General features: G+C 62.6%; 23 protein-coding genes. 13 read left to right on the top strand and 10 right to left on the bottom strand.

The window, feature by feature from the left end:
• Positions 1 to 19: 19 nt before the first annotated feature.
• Both FJ946_RS04995 and FJ946_RS04990 read right to left on the bottom strand, forming a co-directional pair.
• Positions 20 to 685 carry a dienelactone hydrolase family protein gene (locus FJ946_RS04995; RefSeq protein WP_140564410.1) on the bottom strand — a complete coding sequence of 222 codons (666 nt, stop codon included), beginning with the start codon at positions 683 to 685 and terminating at the stop codon, positions 20 to 22.
• Between the two features lie 29 nt (positions 686 to 714).
• Positions 715 to 2,706 carry an erythromycin esterase family protein gene (locus FJ946_RS04990; RefSeq protein WP_246673049.1) on the bottom strand — a complete coding sequence of 664 codons (1,992 nt, stop codon included), beginning with the start codon at positions 2,704 to 2,706 and terminating at the stop codon, positions 715 to 717.
• Between the two features lie 310 nt (positions 2,707 to 3,016).
• Here FJ946_RS04990 and FJ946_RS04985 point away from each other — a divergent pair, with 310 nt between their 5' ends.
• Positions 3,017 to 3,208, top strand: a complete 192-nt coding sequence (locus FJ946_RS04985) for a DUF2934 domain-containing protein (protein ID WP_140497466.1) — start codon at positions 3,017 to 3,019, stop codon at positions 3,206 to 3,208.
• An 81-nt stretch (positions 3,209 to 3,289) separates the two neighbouring features.
• On the opposite strand, the gene FJ946_RS04980 is transcribed toward FJ946_RS04985, so the two are convergent.
• Together FJ946_RS04980 and FJ946_RS04975 are read right to left on the bottom strand one after the other, a co-directional pair.
• Complete coding sequence (locus FJ946_RS04980) at positions 3,290 to 3,718, bottom strand: hypothetical protein (protein WP_140515225.1); 429 nt, start codon at positions 3,716 to 3,718, stop codon at positions 3,290 to 3,292.
• A gap of 252 nt (positions 3,719 to 3,970) precedes the next feature.
• Complete coding sequence (locus tag FJ946_RS04975; RefSeq protein ID WP_181165406.1) at positions 3,971 to 4,681, bottom strand: sensor histidine kinase; 711 nt, start codon at positions 4,679 to 4,681, stop codon at positions 3,971 to 3,973.
• Between FJ946_RS04975 and FJ946_RS30950 the strand changes: the two genes are divergently transcribed.
• Positions 4,661 to 4,933 carry a hypothetical protein gene (locus tag FJ946_RS30950; RefSeq protein ID WP_181175369.1) on the top strand — a complete coding sequence of 91 codons (273 nt, stop codon included), beginning with the start codon at positions 4,661 to 4,663 and terminating at the stop codon, positions 4,931 to 4,933. The genes FJ946_RS04975 and FJ946_RS30950 overlap by 21 nt on opposite strands.
• 219 nt (positions 4,934 to 5,152) lie before the next feature.
• Here FJ946_RS30950 and FJ946_RS04970 read toward each other — a convergent pair whose 3' ends face one another.
• Positions 5,153 to 5,926, bottom strand: a complete 774-nt coding sequence (locus FJ946_RS04970; RefSeq protein WP_140564409.1) for a Crp/Fnr family transcriptional regulator — start codon at positions 5,924 to 5,926, stop codon at positions 5,153 to 5,155.
• On the bottom strand, positions 5,923 to 6,312 hold the full coding sequence (locus FJ946_RS04965; RefSeq protein WP_140564408.1) for a response regulator: 390 nt from the start codon (positions 6,310 to 6,312) through the stop codon (positions 5,923 to 5,925). Before FJ946_RS04965 ends, FJ946_RS04970 begins: the two co-directional genes overlap by 4 nt.
• A 231-nt stretch (positions 6,313 to 6,543) precedes the next feature.
• Here FJ946_RS04965 and FJ946_RS04960 point away from each other — a divergent pair, with 231 nt between their 5' ends.
• Positions 6,544 to 6,765, top strand: coding sequence for a hypothetical protein (locus tag FJ946_RS04960; protein ID WP_140497477.1), 222 nt, complete (start codon positions 6,544 to 6,546; stop codon positions 6,763 to 6,765).
• 121 nt (positions 6,766 to 6,886) lie between these two features.
• Here FJ946_RS04960 and FJ946_RS04955 read toward each other — a convergent pair whose 3' ends face one another.
• Positions 6,887 to 7,186 (bottom strand): DUF1236 domain-containing protein, encoded by a 300-nt coding sequence (locus FJ946_RS04955; RefSeq protein ID WP_224519082.1) that lies wholly within the window; start codon positions 7,184 to 7,186, stop codon positions 6,887 to 6,889.
• 194 nt (positions 7,187 to 7,380) lie between these two features.
• On the opposite strand from FJ946_RS04955, the gene FJ946_RS04950 reads away from it, so the two are divergent.
• Entirely contained in the window at positions 7,381 to 8,214 is an 834-nt protein-coding gene (locus tag FJ946_RS04950) for a DUF1236 domain-containing protein (protein WP_140732200.1), read from the top strand.
• A 93-nt stretch (positions 8,215 to 8,307) separates the two neighbouring features.
• Here the strand turns inward: FJ946_RS04950 and FJ946_RS04945 are convergent, their stop codons facing one another.
• The 3 genes from FJ946_RS04945 to FJ946_RS04935 are packed head-to-tail and all read right to left on the bottom strand — an operon-like array spanning position 8,308 to position 10,997.
• Entirely contained in the window at positions 8,308 to 9,417 is a 1,110-nt protein-coding gene (locus tag FJ946_RS04945; protein WP_140564406.1) for a mannonate dehydratase, read from the bottom strand.
• Positions 9,418 to 9,427: 10 nt separating this feature from the next.
• Positions 9,428 to 10,213, bottom strand: coding sequence for an SDR family oxidoreductase (locus tag FJ946_RS04940; protein WP_140564405.1), 786 nt, complete (start codon positions 10,211 to 10,213; stop codon positions 9,428 to 9,430).
• On the bottom strand, positions 10,206 to 10,997 hold the full coding sequence (locus FJ946_RS04935; RefSeq protein ID WP_224671760.1) for a FadR/GntR family transcriptional regulator: 792 nt from the start codon (positions 10,995 to 10,997) through the stop codon (positions 10,206 to 10,208). The genes FJ946_RS04940 and FJ946_RS04935 overlap by 8 nt, the downstream gene beginning before the upstream one ends.
• Positions 10,998 to 11,131: 134 nt before the next feature.
• On the opposite strand from FJ946_RS04935, the gene uxuA reads away from it, so the two are divergent.
• The 9 genes from uxuA (at position 11,132) to FJ946_RS04890 (ending at position 21,157) form a co-directional block, all read left to right on the top strand.
• Positions 11,132 to 12,316: a mannonate dehydratase gene (gene uxuA / locus FJ946_RS04930; RefSeq protein WP_140525113.1), complete on the top strand. Its 1,185-nt coding sequence runs from the start codon at positions 11,132 to 11,134 to the stop codon at positions 12,314 to 12,316.
• 129 nt (positions 12,317 to 12,445) lie between these two features.
• Positions 12,446 to 13,594: an extracellular solute-binding protein gene (locus tag FJ946_RS04925; protein WP_140564404.1), complete on the top strand. Its 1,149-nt coding sequence runs from the start codon at positions 12,446 to 12,448 to the stop codon at positions 13,592 to 13,594.
• The gene (locus tag FJ946_RS04920; RefSeq protein ID WP_140564403.1) at positions 13,594 to 14,445 is read left to right on the top strand and encodes an IclR family transcriptional regulator; all 852 of its coding nucleotides are present in this window, start codon (positions 13,594 to 13,596) and stop codon (positions 14,443 to 14,445) included. Before FJ946_RS04925 ends, FJ946_RS04920 begins: the two co-directional genes overlap by 1 nt.
• Positions 14,446 to 14,472: 27 nt before the next feature.
• Positions 14,473 to 15,504 (top strand): sugar ABC transporter substrate-binding protein, encoded by a 1,032-nt coding sequence (locus FJ946_RS04915; protein ID WP_027027652.1) that lies wholly within the window; start codon positions 14,473 to 14,475, stop codon positions 15,502 to 15,504.
• A 132-nt stretch (positions 15,505 to 15,636) separates the two neighbouring features.
• Positions 15,637 to 16,620 (top strand): ABC transporter permease, encoded by a 984-nt coding sequence (locus FJ946_RS04910; RefSeq protein ID WP_140515234.1) that lies wholly within the window; start codon positions 15,637 to 15,639, stop codon positions 16,618 to 16,620.
• Positions 16,610 to 18,142 (top strand): sugar ABC transporter ATP-binding protein, encoded by a 1,533-nt coding sequence (locus FJ946_RS04905; RefSeq protein WP_140564402.1) that lies wholly within the window; start codon positions 16,610 to 16,612, stop codon positions 18,140 to 18,142. The genes FJ946_RS04910 and FJ946_RS04905 overlap by 11 nt, the downstream gene beginning before the upstream one ends.
• Positions 18,143 to 18,145: 3 nt before the next feature.
• Positions 18,146 to 19,141: an ABC transporter permease gene (locus FJ946_RS04900; protein WP_140515236.1), complete on the top strand. Its 996-nt coding sequence runs from the start codon at positions 18,146 to 18,148 to the stop codon at positions 19,139 to 19,141.
• 2 nt (positions 19,142 to 19,143) lie between these two features.
• Positions 19,144 to 19,929 carry an SDR family oxidoreductase gene (locus tag FJ946_RS04895; RefSeq protein ID WP_140497497.1) on the top strand — a complete coding sequence of 262 codons (786 nt, stop codon included), beginning with the start codon at positions 19,144 to 19,146 and terminating at the stop codon, positions 19,927 to 19,929.
• A 22-nt stretch (positions 19,930 to 19,951) separates the two neighbouring features.
• Positions 19,952 to 21,157: a CaiB/BaiF CoA-transferase family protein gene (locus FJ946_RS04890; protein WP_140564401.1), complete on the top strand. Its 1,206-nt coding sequence runs from the start codon at positions 19,952 to 19,954 to the stop codon at positions 21,155 to 21,157.

The following is a 21,157-nucleotide window of genomic DNA, read 5'->3' as shown; positions in this document are numbered from 1 at the left end:
GATGGCGTTGGCGCCGGCGTCACGCGGGCAGTTGGCGCAGGAACCATTGGATCGCGAGGTCCGCCACTTCTTCCATCGCGCCGGGCTCCTCGAACAGGTGCGTCGCAGCCGGAACGATGGCCAGCTCCTTTTCACACCGCAGCGCCGCGAACGCCGAACGGTTGAGCGCAATCACCTGCGTGTCTGCGCCGCCGACCACGAGCAGCGTTGGTGCCCGGACGCGGGGCAGGGCAGGTGCCGCAAGATCCGGACGCCCGCCGCGCGAGACGACGGCGGCCGCTCGATCCGGGCGCTCTGCCGCAGCCATCAGCGCCGCGGCAGCCCCTGTGCTCGCGCCGAAATAACCGACGCGCAGCGCCGACGTTTCCTCGAACATGTGCAGCCAGTCGGTAACCTGAACCAGTCGATCGGCGAGCAAGCGGATGTCGAACCGCAACTCGGCGGTAATCTGGTCGATACGCTCCTCTTCGGTCGTCAACAGGTCGATGAGCAACGTGGCGAGTTCCGCCTCGTTCAACCGTCCGGCCACATAGCGGTTGCGCGGGCTGTGCCGGCTGCTGCCGCTGCCGTGAGCGAAGAGGACGAGCCCACGGGCTTCCTGCGGCAGCGACAGGTTGCCCGCGAGCAATGCGCCGCCGGCGGGAACCTGCACGGCCTTCTCGTTTGTCTTCAGGACTGAGACCATGGCGATCTCCATCTCAACTGGATCGGTCCCTAAACCCCGAACGGATAGGTCTCCGCGGGCTCGCCGGCGTCCCATTGCGAGCTGCGCTCCAGCGGCTCAACCGCCCGCGTCTCGTCGAAATGCAGCAGCATGTCGAATTGCGCGGCAAGGTCGGCATGGAAGTAGTGGCTGGCCCGTTCGGTCTCAGGGCGGTAGATGACGCCGATCGCGCGCTCCAGGAGCCGTCGCGGCAGGGCTTCGCCGTCGCCGCGCAGATCCAGCTGGAAGCGATCAGCCGGGACTGCATGCAGCAGCGCCTCATAGCTGCGCGCTAGGGCAGGCCGGACAACCTTGCGCTCCGCGGGGCCGTCCCAGTTCGATGCCGCCGTCACCGTTCCTTGATACGTCGTGAAGCCGACGAGGAAGGCGTCGCGCTGATGCTTTTCGCGGATAAGCTGTCCGAGGTTGATCTCGCCATGCAGGCTCCTGTCTGTCGCCCTGGCGTCGCCGAGATGGGAGTTATGCGCCCAAACCACGATCTTCGGCGATCGCCGGAGCCGGCCGAGATGAGCGGTGAGAGCGTCGAACGTCTCGGCCATGTGCCGATCACGCAGGTTCCAGGTCGATTCGGGCGCCAGGAACATGGCGCGATAATAGGCCTCCGCATTCTTCACCAGGCGGGCGTTTTGCTGCGCCGCGAAGAGTTCGTCCGCGATGGCGCCTTCGCGTGGCTCGCCCTTCGCCGGGCGCCGCTTCAGCATCTCGACCAGCTGTGCGACCACAGCCTCCTGGCAAGATTTGTCGACCTCATTGCCGGCTATGAAGCCATAAGCCTGCGGGTCAGGGCCGAAATGATCGAAACAGGCATAGCGGCGACGCGCGATCTCCGCCGCGGCCGGGTCGGCCTTTTCGAGATAGCGCAGCACCGCCTCCATCGCGCCATGCAGGGCATAGAGGTCGAGCCCATAGAACCCGACTTTCGGATTGCCCTTGCCGGGCGCTTCATTGTGCCGGCGCAGCCATTCGACAAAATCGACGACGACCCTGTTCCGCCACATCCAGGTGGGGAAGCGTCGGAAATCGGCGAGCGCCTCTTCGGCGTCGATATCCCCGCCTGTTCCCTGAACATAGCGGTTGACCCGGTATGTGTCGGGCCAGTCGGCTTCGACAGCGACGGCGGCAAAACCCTGCTCCTCGATCAGCCGCCGCGTGATCCGCGCGCGCTCCTCATAGAATTCGTGTGTGCCGTGCGAAGCTTCACCGAGCAACACAAAGCGCGCCTCGCCGATCGCCGCCAAGAGCTCGTCGTAGTCTCGCGCGTCTCCGGAGAGCCGAACGACGTGCTTGTGCAATCGGTTTGCCGTATTCTGCGGCGCATCGCGGCCGGACGGTGCGGTTGGTCGCCCCGCCTTGGCGAGAAGGGCGCGGACCTCGTCGTCGCTGGTTTGGGAGAAGTCTTCATACCAGCGCCCGACGCCGATGAGCGGCTGCGGCGTCGTCGCACAGACGACCTCGTCTGCCTCGCTCTCCATCGCCTCGCACGTGTCGGGACTGCCGACCGGAACGGCCGCAACTATACGGGCAGGCCGCTTTTCGCGCAGCGCCCTGACCGCCGCGCGCATGGTCGACCCAGTGGCGAGCCCATCGTCCACGAGAATGACGATTCGATCCTCCACAAGGAGCGGTACCCGCTCGCCGCGATAGAGGTGCTCGCGGCGTAAAAGCTCCCTCTCCTCGCTGGCAGTGACCGCATCGATGACGTGGGCCGGCACAGCGAGGCCTTCCACGATCTCGTCGTTCAGGACGCGTACGCCGGAGGTCGCGATTGCGCCCATGGCCAACTCTTCGTAACCGGGAACGCCGAGCTTGCGTACGACGAAAACGTCGAGCGGTGCCTTCAATGCCTGTGCGACTTCGTAGGCGACAGGCACGCCGCCGCGCGGCAGCGCCAGCACGGTGACATCATCGCGCGCTGCGAAGTGGCCGAGCTTATCAGCGAGAACGCGTCCTGCCTCGCGACGATCCGAAAAGACAATAGTCATGATCTCAAGCCCAATATTTGCGTCGCGCCCACCCTTTGGGGTCCCGCTGCAAGGCTTTGATTGGCCGAGGCCACACGGGGCGGCAAGGCGTGGCGCAGGCACATCATTGGCGTGTTCGTCGCCAAGAGTTCGAGCGGCGGGCATTCCCAAGCCATCCCCCACTGCGCCGATGCTCGGAAACGGCCTAATCCCCCAAGGGTTCCGTGTCGCTCCGGTGCGGCTAGTCCGGATCGCTCCAAAAGCGTTGCCTTTGTTTCCGGAGGGAACAAAGCGGCCTGCCGGAGATTGGGGCACGCAGGAGGAGTTTCCAATGGACAAGGAAGAACTCATAAAGCGACGAGCCTACGAGATCTGGGAGCGCGAAGGCCGCCCGCCGGGCCGAGAGCAGGAGCATTGGGACCAGGCCGTGCAGGAAATAGAGGCGGAAGGATCGGAAGCCGAGCGCGGTCCGGTGGTGCCCGATCCGACCATCGGCAGCGGGTCGGAGCCTCGAAGCTCCTGAAGCGACGTCACTTGCCGCCAAGGAGGAAAAATGCGTCGACCGACTGTTCATTCCGTCGACGCATTCGAGATGGCGTCTCGGTCAACGTCCGAGCAGCGCCCTGAGCCTGGCGAAGATATTGAAACCTTCGCCCATGGCGGCGCGCACGCGAACGGCGACCCACCCGGCTTTCATGGTCGCACCGACGTGGCAATCGCAGACGATGTTGTGCAACTGCCAGTTGGACAGTTCGAAAAAGCGCTTTGCCTCGCCATAGGTGTCGCCTTCCAGACCCTGCGCCCGCAGTATCGGATCTTCGAACGCGACGCTGATGGGGGATTGCACGCAGTAGGCGTTTTCGCGCATGTCGGGGCTCATATATTCGGTGCCCGGAAGCGCTCCGAGGCGCCGTTCAGGATGACGCTCAAGAAGACTTGCCCAGCGCTCCAGGCGTTGGTTCCGCGTCATTGTCGGGCACACCGTATCAACTTCCGCGATTGCGTGTAGTTGTTCGAGTGTATGGGACTTCATGGTCAGCTCCTGTTGATCCAGGTTCCTCCCGCTTCAAGGTGAGTCGCGAGATCACGACAGCGCGCTCGCCGTCGCCGCGCTCCGAACTCTTTGTTGTCGCTGAAGTTCCATCATTTTGAGAATTTGAAGGCTGGTGCGGCGGCAACTCGGCAAACCCCAGGGCCGTTGCGCCACCTCGGTCGGTGCTGGGTCAGCCCCTTCCAACTCCACGCTCCTGGCCCCGGCCGCCTTTCGGCGCAGGAGTGTCGGTGTTCAATGCTGGAGATCGTCGGGCGGGTCCTCCAGGCTCCTGCTGGGGTGAATTTCGTTCGAGAGGGGGATATCCATCGTGCAGATCACCTCGGCATCGGTGAAGCGCAGCGAGCCAGCTCCGCCGATCTCATAGGGCACCACCTTTTCGATCAGCTCGGATCCGAAGCCGCGTCGCGCAGGTATTGCTGCCGGACCATGCAGGTCCTCGATCCAGCGGATCTTCAGCTCCTGTCTGGCGGGCGTGCCACCCACTTTCCAGCTTACGCTGATTGATTTGTCGGCTGCCGACAGCGCGCCATATTTCATCGAGTTGGTGGCGAGTTCGTGGAACGCCAGGCCCAAGGTCTCCGCCGTCTTTCCGGACAAGGAAATATCCGGGCCATCTATGGTGAACTGATCTTCCGTCCGGCCGCCTTGGGACGCAAGCTCGTCAAGGACAAGCATGTCAAGCTGCACGGTGGCCGAGGCCGATCGCATCAGCACATTGTGCGTGCGTGCAAGCGCATTGATGCGGCCCTCGAGGTGAAAGGCATAGTCCTCGACATTGTTGCTGTTTTCAACCGACCGGCGAGCGATCGAACGGACAATGCTCAACGTGTTGCGAACGCGGTGCTGTAATTCGGCGGCAAATGCCTTCGTCGCCTGGAGGCGGTCGCGTGTGACCTGGAGTTCGGCTTCGAGCCGGGCGATATGATCGTCACGTTCGTCCATCTGTTCATCGACATGGCTGAGCCGCATCGACGCGGAAGCATCGCGTTCTTCGGCGGACACACCTTGCGGACGGGAGAATGTACCCGTGACGTCTTTCTTGGGAGGTCTTTTTCCAGCCACCTGTCAGTCTTTCAACCGTTCATCGATCATGCGCGGTGCCAAGCGCATCGTCTCGTCGGCCTTTGGCTCGCGTTCACGCGCCCAGGATTGGCTTTCGTGCCGCCGCGCGGGGTTTTCAGCCGGCGAAAATGATACCGTCGAGCCGGCAGGAGCATTAATGCCGCCGCTGTCGGCGGAAATATGGAGGGCGATCGCAGCGGCCCAGCGGATCGATCGTACCTGCCGATCCGCCGATCAAATCGCGCTTGGCCATCGCTCGCTACCGCCTCCGGTCACGCCGAACCGGCAGAAGCAGGCCAGGTTCCCTATGATGTTTCATTTTTGCGCTCCACTCGATGAGGCCGTGCCTGATCATGCAAAAGGCTCCCTGACGTCCAACAGATGAAGGTAATCAGGATTGAAAAAGGCCGCCGCCTCCAGTTTCGCCAGGTTCTTGATCGTTACAGTGCCGTTGTTGAACGAAATGAGGCCGTCGCGCCTGAGATCCTGAAGCGTACGGTTGATGTGCACGTTCGAAAGACCGAGCGTATCGCCCAGGGTCGCCTGGGTTACCGGTAGGGGATAGCTCTTGCCGGCCGTTTCACCAATTGCGTGAAGCCTGTGGAACAGCTCGCAAAAAAGGTGAGCCATCCGCTCATAAGCAGTCCGCTGGCCGATGTTGACGACCCATTCGCGGGTGATCGCCTCGCCGAGCAGCGTGGTCCACCAGAGCGCACGCGTAAGATTGGGATAGCTGTTGGTGAAGCCGAGGATGGCGCTCTGCGGGATCGCCGCAACCTTGGAGCGGCTGAGAGCACCGATCGAGTGGTCCATGCGCCGCAGCAGGAACACGTGAAGATCGCAAAGGTCGCCCGGCACCAAATAGGCAAGGATCTGTCGCCGACCGTCTTCGAGAATCTTGTAGCGGCAGGCAAATCCTTCGAGCAGCAGGTTGACCCCGCCTGTCCTGTCGCCCCTTTGGATGACGTCATCGCCGGCGGCGAATTCGGCGACCTTTGTTGTCGCGCTCTCGATGGCGTCGCATTCTTCCACGGACAGGACCGTGAAATTGGACAGCTTGCGGATAAGCGGGTGCCGCGCGGTCTTCGCTCTCAGGCCAACCGCCGGCTCGCTTCTCTCGTTCATCGCGTATCGAGTGCCGTCGCGGCAACGAACTCGACAATGCTGCCGAATTCCAGAGGCTTTTCAAATCGCCTGATCCCGCCGAGCTCTGCTGGTATGGCCGTCTGATCATAGCCGGTGGCGAAGGCGATCGGAACGCCTTTCGCCAACGACTCGCGGGCAATCTCGAATGTCTGCTCGCCGCGCAAGTTGATATCGAGAATCGCAAAATCGCATTGACCGCTGTTCAGCAATTCGATTGCGGGCTCGACCGTGGCGACCGGGCCGAGCACTATCGCCCCTTGTGTGACGAGAGCCTTACGCAGGTCATCGGCGAGAAAATATTCGTCTTCCACGATCAAAACGCGAATCCCGCCCAGAAAGGCTGATTTCGCCGCTTCCCCGTCCATGGTGCAAGAGCTCTCCCTTTGCAGCGGCCATCACTTGGGACACTACACCGCAACCCGCTGCACTCCCAGTTATATTTCCACCGATGCAGCGGAGGTGAACTCCAAAGCCACCGCCAGCCCCTATTTTCCTGAATCGACATCTTTTTCGTCTGCCGTTTTAACAATTGTGATGGCAGGTTTCGGTGTCCGTCAACACAGTGAGAAAAACGGGGAAATAAGGAGGAGGAACCGATGCCTGTGATCGATATGACCTCGAAGGAACTGATCCGGGCCATCGATCACTACATCAATTCCCGCAGAAATCTCGAATGGCCAATTTCCACGGCGCAGGCGGTGTCAGCCATCCGTTACGAACTGCCAGAATGCACTCTCTCCGACAAAGAACTGGCGGACATTGTTGCCAGCTCAGCAATTCAAAAGCATCGCAACATCGCATTTGACCTGCAGTCGTAGCCATGCTCATGCATGTCGCCCAAAACGCCTCGGTTTGGAACAAAGACATGCATGAAAACAGAAACCTGACACAGGTCGCCCGCCTCGACGCATGCCGGGGCGGGCGCTTTGGAACATGCGGTCATTGAAGGACCTGGACGATTTTCCGGGTTTCCGGGTCGACCAGAACTGTTCGATTGTCGACCACGACGTAGCGGTATTTCACATCGGGAACTTCATGAAGTTCGACCGTATCAGGCACGGTGGATCCGACATTGAGTTCCACGCCGGGCAGTTGGACCGAGGCCAGCGGCTGCTTCTTCACATACTCCTTGATAACGGTTTCTTGCTCCGGCTGGATGACCACATCTTGCGCCGCGGCCGCTCCGGCCCCCGCAAGAAACAGGATGCCCACTGCCGTTCCCAGTAGATATTTTTCCACTTCTGTCTCCATCAGATGTTGGGCAGGGCGCCAAGCCGACGACGCCACCGGCGTTTCGGCAGGTGCGCCCCATGCGCCGAACTTCGCAAAATGCCGGCAGTTCCATCCGCTCCGGAATATATTAGCCTTCGGTGGAACAATCACGGCGTGGCAAAGTTTTGCCGCGAAGGGACTGCCATCCTAGGAGATTTCCCATGAGAACCACTCTGATCACCAGCATGTTAGCGCTTACCCTCGGATGTGGGGCGGCAATCGCGCAGACCCAGCAGCAGTCGGGCGAAGCGGCCCAATCGGGTGGGGCAGACACTTGCGCAGCCGGCTCGGCCAATTGCCAGAAGGGCGGCAGCACCGAGCAGCAGACGCAAGGCAAGGCCGGCATGAAGACCGACGAGCAGGCGCAAGGCAAAGCCGGAGCGAAGACCGATGAGCAGGCGCAGGGCAAGGCGGGCGTAAAGACCGACGAGCAGGCGCAAGGTAAGGCCGGCATGAAGACCGATGAGCAGGCGCAAGGCAAGGCCGGCATGAAGACCGACGAGCAGGCGCAAGGCAAGGCCGGCATGAAGACCGACGAGCAGGCGCAAGGCAAGGCGGGCGTGAAGACCGATCAGCAGGCGCAAGGCAAGCCCCGCATGAAGACCGACGAGCAGGCGCAGGGCAAGGCCGGTACGACTACCGGTCAGCAAGCGCAGGGCAAGGCCGGTACGACTACCGATCAGCAAGCGCAGGGCAAGGCCGGTACGACTACCGACCAGAGTTCAACCGCTTCAATCAACAATATATCCGTCGAGCAGAAGACCGAAATCACCAACGTCATCCGCGAGACGAAGGTGGAACCGGTCTCGAATCTCGACGTGGACATTTCGGTCGGCGTGAAAGTGCCGAAGCAGAAGGTGCGGCTGCATCGACTTCCGCACCGGATCGTCGAAATCGTTCCTGCCTATGAGAGCTATGAATATTTCCTCCTGGCCGATGGCAGGATTGTTATTGTCGATCCGAACTCATATGAGATTGTCGCTATCCTGAGTTAGGAACCGAGCCGACTAACAAAAGCCCGCTCTCCATCGGAAGCGGGCTTTTGCGGCGCCTTCGGGCTCGAAAAATGTCAGTCGTGCGTCCCCTATTCACTCCGCTGCCATGTCGGGTGCCCGGCTTCGTACCGGGCCTAGCGCGTCGGCGTTCTGCACCAGTGCGCGCATGTAGCCCAATGCGAAGGCCTTGCCGGCGTGCCATGGCGCGTCGCAGGCCATCTCAGGCGTGTGATCGGGTATCATGACGCCTTGATAATTCTCGTCGCGCAGAATGCGCACGATCTCGGCCATGTCGATGTCGCCGTCGTCGACGAAGGTTTCGTGATATTTCGGCACTTTGCCCCGCACATTGCGGAAATGGATATAGCCGATGCGGCCACGCCGCGCGAAACGGCGCACATGACTGTAGATCTCCCCGGTCTGCGGCATCTCCTGCAGCGAGCCGAGGCAGAGCTCCAGCCCGTTGGCGGGCGAGTCGACGATATCCATCAGCCGGTCATATTTCTGCGGCCGGTTGACGAGGCGCGCCGTGCCGCGCAGCGCCTCGGCGGGTGGATCGTCCGGATGCGCAGCCATCACGACGCCGGCCTCTTCGGCCACCGGTACGATTTCGCGCAGGAAGACACCAAGCCGTTCCCACAGTTCTTCTTGCGAGACCCTGACAGGCGCGGCGCCGGCTCGGCCCGGCCGGTAGCGCATATTCCAGACCACTCCGTCGGGCAGCGGCAGGTCGGGATCGATATTGGACAAATCGAGCCCCACGGACATGGCGTCGCCGCGCGCGAATGGCCCGCGCTGCCAGCCCCACACGCCCGCGATCGAGAAGTTGTAGCCTATGCAGGGAATGCCGGCCCGGCCGGCGTCACGCACCAGGCGCTTGAGGCCGTCGAGCTGCCTCGACCGATCGGGGCCGCCGAGCAGCACGTCGGACCAGAAGCGCGGCGACAGGTTTTCGATGCCGGCGATCTCCAGGCCGTTGTCGCGTACGGTTTTCACCAGTCCGGTGAAATCCTCGTAGCTCCACAATCCATCCGTTGAACAATCGCCCCAGCCATCCGTTTCGGTGCCGGCCGACAGCGAGGGATCGCGGCCGCGAAAATAGTTGGTCAGATGCGCAACGACATGCGTTGCGCCGGCCTGCCGGGCAAAGCGGAAATTCTCCGGCGTCAGCGAATCGCGATAGAGGCCAAGTCCGATCTTCATCCGCGTTACCCTACTTGACGCCGATGCCGGCGGTGAGGCCGCCATCGATCTTGTAGTCAGCGCCGGTGCAGAAGCCGGCTTTCGATGAACACAGGAAAGCGATGAGCTCCGCCACTTCCTCCGGCTCGCCGATGCGGCCGAGCGGATGGGCGGCGCCGAAGCGTCTGTAGGCTTCTTCGACATCGGCGTCGCTTCCATTGTCGCCACGCGCTGCCTTCTCGAGGATTGGCGTGCGGATCGAGCCCGGGCTGACCGAATTGACCCGGATGCCGGCCGCGGCATAGTCGAGCGCCAGCGAACGCGTCAGCGTGTGGATGGCGCCCTTGGTCGTGGCATAGGCGGCGACGTTCTGCTGGCAGGCGAACCCCTGCACCGAGGCGACATTGACGATGGCACCGCCGCCTCGGCGGATCATTTCGGGAATGCCGAAATGCGCGGTCAGGTAGATCGACCCGACATTGACCGTCATCGCCCGGTTCCAGGTTTCCCAGTCGGTGGTGGTCGCCGTGCCGTAGGGGTGGACCGCCGCCGAATTGACGATGATGTCGATGCCGCCGAACCTCGCGACGCCCGCTGCGACCGCGTCGCGCACCTGGTCGGAAACGGAGACATCCACCGTTTGCACCAGCGCATTCGCTCCGGCCTTGGCGAGGCTCTCCTGCATGGCGGCATTGGCCGCCCGGTCGATGCCGCAGGCGATGATCGCAGCGCCGCCTTGCGCCAGGCGACTCGCAGTGGCGAGCGCGATGCCGGTCGTGCCGGTGATCAGCGCCACCTTGTTCTCAAAATCAGACATGATGCAAATCCTTGGAAGATGCCGGACCCGGATGCACCGGGTTTGCCGCCGACATACGGGCGTTTTCGAGGTCGTCGGGAACGAAGCGCAAGCCAAAATCGAGATGCCGGCTCATCAGGTAGCAGTAGGCAATGCGGTCGCGCGCGCGCAGCGCCGCGATGATCTCGCCATGCGCGTGGCGTGTTTCGCTCAGCACCGGCCGGATGGATTTGCCGACGGTCATGATGTGCAGGATGACCGGCGACAGGAACTGATAAGTCTGCACCAGCATGCGGTTGCCGGCGAGCTTCATCAGCGCCAGATGGAAATCGAAATCGCGTTGCGCGGCTTCCTGGACATCCTTGCTGGTCTCGATCAGGCCATTGACCTCGTCCAGGGCTTCAAGTTCGGCGGCGCTGGCATTGAGGATGATGTGGTCGCCGACGCTCACTTCGATGATGCGGCGAAATCCTTGTATGTCGTGAAAGGACGTTTTCGATATGTCCATTTGCGCGGCGAAAAAATTCTGGATCGCGACATTCTGGCGATCGGCGAGCACCGCGCCGACGCGCGGCTTGGGATCGATCAGCCCATAGGTTCGGATGGTGCGCAGCGCCTCGCGTATCGTGTTGCGGCTGGCGCCGAACAGTTCGCCAAGCTCCCGTTCGGTGGGCAGCACATCGCCGATGGACATGGCGCGATTGCGGATGAGGTCGAGGATCTGCCGCACGGTCTGGTCGACGGCGGAACTGCTGATCCCGGCTTCGTCTGCCGCCTCCATCGAATCGTGGCTCGCCTGTTCCACCGCAGAACTCCTTGCTATTTGTTGGACCACCCTAGGGCTCGATCCACAGGAAATCAACTGTATGGCGAAGGAAAGGTTCTGTTGACAGGCTTGTGGTCCGACAATATGGTCGCCGCCAACCCTGAGGAGGCTTCATGGAACAGTGCTGGCGCTGGTATGGTCCCGATGATCCGGTGACGCTTGAACATGTCAGGCAGGCCGGCGCCACCGGCGTTGTCTCCGCGTTGCACCAGATCTATGACGGCCGCGCCTGGCCTGAGGCCGATGTGCTCGAGCGCAAGCGGATCATCGAGGCGGCTGGCCTGAAATGGTCGGTCGTCGAGAGTATTCCGGTGCACAATTCCTTCAAGATCGGCGCGCCCGAGCGCGAGCGCTATGCCGGCTACTACCGCGACAGCATCCGGGCGCTCGCCAAGGCCGGCATCGAGACTATCTGCTACAATTTCATGCCGGTGGTGGACTGGACCCGCACCGACCTAATGTATCGCCTGCCGACAACCGGCTATGCGCTGCGCTTCGATGCGATCGATTTCGCGGCCTACGATCTTTTCGTGCTGCAGCGCAAGAACGGTGCGGCAAGCTATACGCCGGCGCGTATCGCCGAGGCCGAGAAGCGGCTGAAGATGCTGACGCCAGAGCAGATCGACCGGATCGAGCGCAACCTCATTGCCGGCCTGCCGGCGACCGAACGCAGCTATAACAGGGACAGTTTTCGCGAAGCCCTGGCTGAGTACGATTCGATCGGGCCGAAGGAGTTGCGCGACAACCTCGCCTGGTTCCTGCGCGAGATCATTCCGGCGGCCGAAGAGGAGGGGGTGCGCATGTGCATCCATCCCGACGACCCGCCATTCTCGCTCTACGGCCTGCCGCGCGTGGTTTCGACGGCACAGGACGCGCGTTTCATCCTCAACGCCGTCGACAGTCCCGCCAATGGACTGACCTTCTGCACCGGCTCCTATGGCACGCGCGCCGACAACGACATCGTCGCCATGGTCAAGGAATTCGCCGACCGCATCCATTTCGTCCACCTGCGCAACATCACCATCGAAGAGGACGGCTCGTTCTATGAAGCCGAGCATCTCGAAGGCGGCACCGACATGGCGCACGTCATCCTGGCTCTGATGCAGGAAGAAAAGCGTCGTCGCGAGCAAGGCCGGGCCGACTGGCAAATCCCGATGCGGCCGGACCATGGGCATCTGCTTGCCGACGACATCGGCAAGAAAAAGATCAACCCCGGCTATTCGCTTATCGGACGGCTCAAGGGGTTGGCTGAACTGCGCGGCATCATGCGCGCCGTGGAGCGTTTCGATCTGGCTTGAACCCTGCATCGGCCAGTCGGGAGGATGTGTGTGCTTTTTGCGCAAATGAAAACAAGTTGCGCATATGAAAAATGGTGCTAGTGTCGATGGCGAGCCGGCTATTGCCGGTGCCGGGAGGATTTGAGTGGCATGACGAAGCTGCGCGGACTGGCGTGGGATCATAGACGATGCTGGGGTCCGCTGGACGCCAGCATCGAGTCCTATTGCGCCGCGCATCCCGGCCTGGAGATCCAATGGGACCGCCGCAGCCTCTATGAATTCGGTGAGGGCGCCCTCGGTCCGGTGCTCGGCACTTACGATCTGGTCGTGTTCGACCATCCCTTCATCGGCGATATCGCCCAGGATGAACTGATGGTCCCGTTCGACGCTTATCTGTCGGCCGAACAGATCCATTTCTTCGAACGTGACTCAGTCGGGGCGTCCTGGCGCTCCTACCAGAAGAACAGCCGTCAGTGGGCGCTGCCGATCGATGCCGCCTGCCAGGTCGCCTCCTATCGGCCGGATTTGCTGGAGCGCTACGGGCCGGTGCCCAGCACGCACCAGGACGTGCTGGAGCTTGGCCGGCGCGCGCGCAGCGACGGCAAGTGGCTCGGCCTGCCCTTCGTGCCGACCGACGCCATGTGTCTGCTTCTGACGCTTGGCCGTCCCCAGGAAGATGGCGAGCAATTCATCGCGAAGGAAATGGTCGAGCAGGCGATTGCGCAATTGCGCGAGCTTGTCGCGCTTTCGCACCCGGACTCGTCGAAATGGAATCCGATCCGCTGCTACGACCACATGATCGCGCATGACGACGTTGTCTACGTGCCGTTCGCCTTCGGCTATGTGAATTACGCCTCGAAACCCGACAGGCCCCATCTGCGCTTCGCCGACGTGCCCACCCCGCAAGCCGCCGGCGCCTTGCTCGGCGGTGCCGGCATCGGCGTCAGCGCCCAATCGAAGCACAAGCAGGCCGCGATCGACTACGCACTGTTCCTGTGCTCGCCCGAATACCAGCGCGGCGACTATGTGAAATCTGGCGGACAACCGGGTTCGCTGGCTGCCTGGAAGGATGCCGGGGTCAATGGTCTTTCCGGCGATTTCTTCGGCTCGACGCTGCGGACGATCGCCTCGTCCTATCTGCGTCCGACCCATCCGGGCTTCATCGCCTTCTTCCGCGAATGCGCGCCGCATGCCGCCGCAGCCATAGCCGGTGACATGTCGGCGACCGAACTCGCAGGCCACGTCAACAGCCTCTACCGCGAAACCAGGCAAGTCCAGCCGGAACGGAGCGTCGCCTGATGGCCGCCAGCGTTGCCGAGACGCTCGACGAGGGCGAAAGCGGCCGCAACGGCTATCGCGTGCCGGCGGTGGAGAAGGCGCTCGACGTTCTGGAATTCATGGCCTCCAGCGCCGAAACGCTGACCCAGACCGAGATCGCGACCGGCCTCGGCCGCTCCATTCACGAGATCTACCGTATCCTGCTTCTGCTGGAGAAACGGGGCTATATCTTTCGCACGCAATCGGACCGTTTCCGGCTGTCGCTGAAGCTGTTCGAACTGGCGCACATGCATCCGCCGGTAAACCGGCTGGTGGAATGCGCTCTGCCGGTGATGCGCGAATTGACCGCCAATGCCGACCAGAGCTGCCATCTCGTGGTGCGCGAGGGCCAGAACGCACTGGTGGTTTTGCAGATCGATTCGCCGCTGCCGATGCGCTACTCGGTAGCACTCGGGTCGCATTTCCCGATCCTCGAAACAAGTTCGGGTGCCGTGCTGCTCGCCCATTCGAACCGGGCCGAGCGCGACCGCATCGTCGAGCGCATCGTGGCCGCCGGTGAGGGCCAGGGCACGCGGGCCGAAATCGAGGCGCGGCTGAACGAGGTCGCCAGGCTCGGCTACGAGATGCGCGCTTCCTTGGCCGTTGCGGCCTGCACCAACATCTCCATGCCTGTGCACGATCACACCGGTGCCGTCATCGCCGCGCTAACCGTGCCGCTGCTGCCGCAGAAGGCGGCGCGGTTCGACAGCGAAATCGTCTTCGAACGCACCCGCGCCGCCGCCGAGAAGATATCGGCGGCACTCGGCTGGGGCGAAGCCACCAACTCCTTACGTGCCGACCCGGAACGGCGGGACTATCCGTTCAGCGACTAACAAAAGCGATAAATCTGGGAGAAGAAAATGCTCTGGTCCAAGTCAATCCTGTTTGCGTCCGCCGCCGTGCTGGCGCTCGGCGCCGCCGCCGCGCATGCCGAGAACATGCCCAAGCGCATCGGCTACGTCACCAACTACGCCACCCATGAGTGGTATCAGAACGTCATCAAGGGCATGAAGGCTCACGGTAAGGAACTCGGCATCGAGGTCGAGGTGCAGGATGCCAATCTCGACATAGCCAAGCAGGTCGCCGCGGCCGAAGACTTCATCGCCAAGGGCGTCGACGTGCTGATCATCACCCCGGTGAACGAAGAAGGCGTGGTGCCGCTGCTGCGCCAGGCCAAGGCCGCCAACGTGCCGGTCGTGCTGGAAGGCAATCCGGTCAAGGGCATGACCACCATGGTCGCCATCTGCGACTACGACACCGGCTATTTCTCCGGCGTCGAGGCCGGCAAATACGCGAAGGAAAAGCTCGGCGGCGTTGCCAAGGTGATGAATGTCGGCCTGCCGCTGCTTTCCGCCACCGTGCTGCGCTCGCACGGCTTCATGGACGGGCTGAAGACCATCATCCCCGATGCGGTCATGGTCCACGATCTCGACGGCGGCGGCAATCCGGACCGCGCTCTCGAAGTGTCCTCCGCGGCACTGGCCAAGAACGCCGATATCAACATCATCTACGGCATCAATGATTCGTCCTCGTTGGGTGGCCTGCAGGCCTGGAAAGCGGCGGGCAAGTCGCAGGATGGCCTGTTGACGGTCGGCACGGGCGGCGAAGGGCTTGCCTTCATCAACGCGATGCAGAACGAGCCTTCCTACCGCATCGAAGCCGCGATGTTCCCCGAGAAGGAAGGCTTTACCGCCATCGATGCCGCGGTGAAGCTTTTCAACAATGAGGAAGTGCCGGAGCACATCGTCAGCCCGACCGCGCCGATGAACGGCGACGATTGGAAGAAGTTCTATGACTATGACGGCACCACCCGCACCATCAAATGGGATGCCGTCAACGCGCTGCAGCCGCCGGCAAAGTGCATGAAGACCTCCGCCGACCTGAAGAAATAAGGCCGGCCGATATCGCCCTTCCCGTGTTGCGGGAAGGGCAGGCGGCCAGGACCTTTCGGTGGCCAAGACAAATGCCTGGTTCGACACGACAGGTTCCAGAGGGACCAGGCAAACGGCCGGGAATGGACTGAAATGAGCGAGCTTACACAGGCCTCCGCGTCGAAGCGTTTCATCGGCGGCAACCTTCTGGGCAGCAGCCAGCTCGTGCTGGGCGCAATCCTGGCCGTGCTGTGCATCGCCATCTCGATCGCGGCGCCGCAATTCTATTCGGAGGCCAACATCATCGCCATCCTGCGCCAATGCGCTCTGGTGCTGATCGTCGCCTCGGGCATGACCATGCTCATCATCACCGCCGAGGTCGACTTGTCGGTCGGCGCGTCGCTCGCCTTCGTCGGCTGCATCGGCATGGCGGTGCTCAATTCCACCCATAGTCTTACGCTCGGCATGCTGGCGGCGCTCGCCTTTGCCGGCGGGGTCGGCCTGTTCAACGGGCTGGTCGTCACCAGGCTCAGGGTGAATTCGCTGATCGCCACCATCGGCACGATGATGATGCTGCAGGGCGGCGTCTATCTCTTCACGCGCGAGGCGGTGCAGAACCACAACCAATTGGCAAACTTCACCGATCTCGGCGCCGGTTATGTCGGCCCCGTGCCGGTTCCCGTCATCCTGGCGGCGCTGATCTTCGTGGTTGCCTATGTGACGCTGCGCTTCACCACGCTCGGCCGCTACCTCTACGCGGTCGGCGCCAATGAAAAGGCGGTGCGCCTGTCAGGCATTCGCTCGGAACGGCTCAAGCTGTTGGCCTTCGTCGTCACCGGCCTGTGCGTCGGTGTTGCCGGCATGATCCTGTCGTCGCTGATGAATGCCGGCCAGCCGACCGCCGGCCGTGGCTTCGAGCTGACGGTGATTGCCGCCGTCATCCTCGGCGGCACCAGCCTGCTTGGTGGCCGCGGTTCGCTGTTCGGTACCTTGCTTGGCGTTCTGGTGCTGAAGGTGATCGACAACGGCATCATCATCCTCGGCTGGAACCAGGATTTGCAGATGGTGGTGCCGGGCATCGTCATCATCCTGGCAACCTATCTCGACATCATCCGGAACAGAGCCAATGTCCGTTGATTTCCTGCATCCTGGCGAAGGCGCGGCCATCGATACCGATGTGCCGGCGCTGGAATTGCGCGGCATCGGCAAGCGCTTTCCCGGCGTCGTGGCGCTCGACAATGTCGACTTCACCCTGGAGCCCGGCAAGATCCATGCGCTGATGGGCGAGAACGGCGCCGGCAAGTCGACGCTGATCAAGATCATGGCCGGCGTCTACGGCAAGGACGCCGGCTCCATTCGCATGCGCGGACGCGAGGTCGACATCAAGTCGCCGCGCGACAGCTTGAAGCAAGGCATCAAGGTCGTGTTCCAGGAGATCGCGCTGATCTCCGAATTCACCGTTGCCGAGAATATCTTCCTGGAAGGCTATCCGACCGGCAGGACGGGCTCCATCGACTGGAAGAAGATCCGCGCCGATTCAGCCGCGCTCTTCGACCGCATCGGCTTCAACGTCGATCCGGCGGCGCGCACCGGCTCGCTGCCGGTCAGTCAGCAGCAGATGGTCGAGATCGCCCGCGCGCTCGCTCATGAAGCCCGAGTGGTGGTGATGGACGAGCCGACATCCTCGCTGACGCCGAACGAGGTTTCGCTGCTGTTCACCGTCATCCGCCGGCTTGCCGGCCTTGGCATCGCGGTGGTCTATGTCAGCCACAAGCTCGACGAAGTGTTCGAGATCGCCGACACGGTGACGGTGCTGCGCGACGGGCGCCACATCTCGACCAAGCCGATCGGCGAGCACACCAACGACACGCTGATCCAGGACATGATCGGCCGGCGCATCGAAAATCTGTTTCCCCGCAAGCGTGGCGCACCGGCTAGCAAGGTAGCCCTGTCAGTGGACAAGCTCAGCACGGCGAAGAAGCTCAACGGCGTGTCCTTCGAGGCGCGCGCCGGCGAGGTGCTCGGCTTCTTCGGGCTGATGGGCGCCGGTCGCACCGAACTCGCCAAGGCGATCGTCGGTTACGATCCGATCACTTCGGGCACGATCACCGTCGACGGCCAGCGCCTCTCGCCGCACGATACGCGCACCGGCGTCAGGTTAGGTATCGGTCTGCTCACCGAGGATCGCAAGAGCGAAGGGCTGATGGGCGAGCTGCCTGTCTACCAGAATGCCAGCCTCGCCTCGCTCGGCGCCTTCGCCCGCATGGGCTTCGTCGATAGGGCCAGGGAACACAAAGCGGTGCAGGATTACGTCGACCGCTTCCGCATCAAGACGCCCAGCCTGTTCCAAGAGGTGAAAAACCTCTCAGGCGGTAACCAGCAGAAGGTGCTGATCTCGCGCTGGCTGATGCGTGGCCTCAAGGTCATCGTCGTCGACGAGCCGACCCGCGGCATCGATGTCGGCGCCAAGTCGGAGATATTCGCCTTGATCGACCGGCTCGCCGGCGAAGGCCTGGCGGTCATCATGATGACGTCGGAAATGCCGGAGCTACTCGGTCTTGCCGACAGGGTCGCGGTGATGTGCGAAGGCCGCCTGACCGCGATCATGCCGCGCGACGAAGCCACGCAGGAGAAGATCCTCAATGCGGCGATCGGATAAGACATGAGCGTTGTGAATACAGTCTCCGCGAAAGCCCGGCCGTCCATGCTGGCGCGGCTCTTTGCCCGGCAGGAACTGGCGCTGCTGGTCTGCCTCGTGCTGGTGCTGGCTTTCTTCTCCGTTACCGTCGAGAATTTCTTCTCCGTGCGCAACATGACCAATGTGCTCGGCCAGGCCTCGCTCGCGCTCACCGCCGGCATTGGCTGCGCCATCGTCTTCATTTCCGGCGAGGTCGATATTTCGATCGGATCGCTGCTGGCGACCATTGCACTGCCGCTGATCATCATCATGAACGACACCAATTCGCTGCTGCTCGGCGTCGGCGGCGCGCTGTTGTTCGGGCTGATCATCGGTGTCGTCAACGGCTATCTCACCGCCTATGCCGGCATCAACTCGCTGATCGTGACGCTGGGCACGATGTTCATCATGCGCGGCGGCGTCTATCTCTACACTGGTCAGCGCGCGATCCCTGACGATGCCAGCCTCGACAGCTTCATCGCGCTGTCGGATGGCCGCCTGTTCAACGTCATCCCCTATTCGGCCGTCATCGCCATCGTCCTGCTCGCCGCCTTCGCCTACATGATGCAGCACCGGCCGTTCGGACGGCAAATCTATGCCGTCGGCGGCAATCAGGAAGTGGCCCGTCTTGCAGGCTACGACGTGCGGCGGGTCAAGTTCATCTGCTTCATCATCAGCGCGCTGCTGGCGACGGTCGCCGGCATCATCCTGGCCGCGCGGGTCGGCTCGGCACAGCATACGGCGGGGCTCAATTTCGAATTCCAGGTGGTTGCCGCCACCGTGCTCGGCGGGGTCAGCCTTGCGGGGGGCATCGGCAGCCTGACCGGCATGGCGCTGGGCGTGCTGATCCTGCAATTCCTGTCCAACGGCCTGCGCGGGCTTGGCCTGCCGACCGAGTGGCAGTTGGTCATCACCGGCATGATCATCATTGCCGCGGTCGCCCTTGATGAAGCGAAACGCCGGCGTGCGAATGGAGGCTGAAGATGGCTCGTCTTGAAGCAAAAATCGCCGTCATCACTGGTGCGGCCGACGGGATCGGCCACGCGATCACGCAAGCGATGGCGCGCGAAGGGGCGCATGTCTTCCTGGGCGACATCGCCGACAGCGCTGGTGAGGATTTCGCGGCCGCACTTCGCGCCGCCGGCCACCGCGCCGACTATCTGCATTGCGACGTTTCGCAGGAGGCCGACATTTCAGGCCTCATCGACAGTGCCGTCAAAAAGACGGGACGCCTCGACATCCTCGTCAACAACGCGGCCATTGCCATTGGCGGCATGCCGGTGCACGAGATGACCGACGAGCAGTGGCACCGGCTGATAGCAGTCAACCTGACCAGCGTGTTTCGCGGCTGTAAATACGCGCTGCCGCACATGATCGCGCAGAAATCGGGCTCGATCATCAACATGGCCTCCGCGCAAGGCCACATCGGGCTTGATGGCTGGACCGCCTATGCCGGTGCCAAGGGCGCGGTCATGGCGATGACACGCCAGATGGCGGTTGAATTCGGGCCGCTGAACATCCGCGTCAATTCGATCTCGCCGGGCACCATCAACACGCCGATGAACGACAAACTCATCAAGGAGATCGGCGGCAATCTTGCCAAGGCCTGGGTCAAGATGCATCCGCTCGGCCGTATCGGCGAGCCTTCGGAAGTGGCCGAGGCCGCCGTCTATCTTGCCTCCGATGCCGCCGGCTTCACCACCGGCACCGACCTGCGCGTCGATGGCGGGCTGACGGCGGCGCCGCGCTACGTTCCCGAACTGCTTTGAAAATTTTGAAACGAGACATGACATGAACAAGGCCCTCGAAGGCGTCCGCATCCTCGATTTCAGCCATCTGCTGCAGGGGCCGTTCGCTACCCAGCTGCTCGGCGACATGGGCGCCGATGTCATCAAGATCGAGCGCGCCGGCGCCGGCGACATGTTCCGTGGCATGACCTTCTTCGCCAAATGGGTCGGCGGCTCGGAGAGCCCGAACTTCCTCGCCTGGAACCGCAACAAGCGTTCGATCGCGCTCAACCTGAAGAGCCGCAAGGTGCATGCCATCATCATGGAAATGGCGAAAAGCGCCGACGTGGTGGTGCAGAACTTCCGCCCAGGCGTGCTGGCCAAGCTCGGCTATGGTTATGAGGATTTCAAGACCGTCAATCCGCGCATCATCTATTGCTCGGGCTCGGGCTATGGCGAGGAAGGGCCTTATGTCGAGCGCCCCGGCCAGGACATGCTGATCCAGGGGCTCGCAGGGCTGATCGCCAACACCGGCCGCGGCGATCAAGCCCCGGTTCCCGCCGGCGCCGGCCTCGCCGACCAGATCGGCGCCATGAACATGGTCTACGGCATCCTGTCGGCGCTCTATTATCGCGAGAAGACCGGCAAGGGCCAGAAGATCGAGGTCAACCTGCTGGCCGGCCTTTTGGCGCACCTCAACCAGGAATATGTAGCGGTGCTCAACCTTGGTGAGGACTTCGTGCGGCCGAATTCCGGGATCGGCCATCCCGGCATGCAGGCGCCGTTTGGCATCTACGAGACCAGCGACGGCGGCTACGTGTCGATCGCCATGAGCCCGTTCAAGACGCTCTACGAGGTGCTGGAGGCGCCGCAGCTTGCCGTCTACGACGATCTCAAGACTTTGTTCGACAAGCGCGATGAAGTCTTCGAGAAGGTGAATGCCGAGACCAGGAAATTCGCCACGCAGGATTTGTTGGCGCGGCTGCTGGCAGCCGACATCTGGTGCGCCGAGGTGAAGGATATCCGCCGCGCCGCTGAGGACCCGCAGGTCAAGCACATGGGCATGATCACCAGCTACGACCATCCGCGCGGCGGCAAGGTGCAGGTGGTCGCCCCGGCGGTCAAGATGAGCGAGACGCCCGCGACCATAGAACGGCCGGCGCCGCTGGTCGGCCAGCACGGCCGCGAGATCCTGGCCGAGTTCGGCCTCTCCGAGGACGAGATCGCCGCATTGGAGGCGTCCGGTGACATGACCGTGGACGCCGCCTGA

The organism is Mesorhizobium sp. B2-4-7 (assembly GCF_006442685.1).
Classification (GTDB): Bacteria; Pseudomonadota; Alphaproteobacteria; order Rhizobiales; family Rhizobiaceae; genus Mesorhizobium.
Note: the sequence above shows the minus strand (reverse complement) of the source record. Positions and strands in the feature narration are given on the sequence as shown.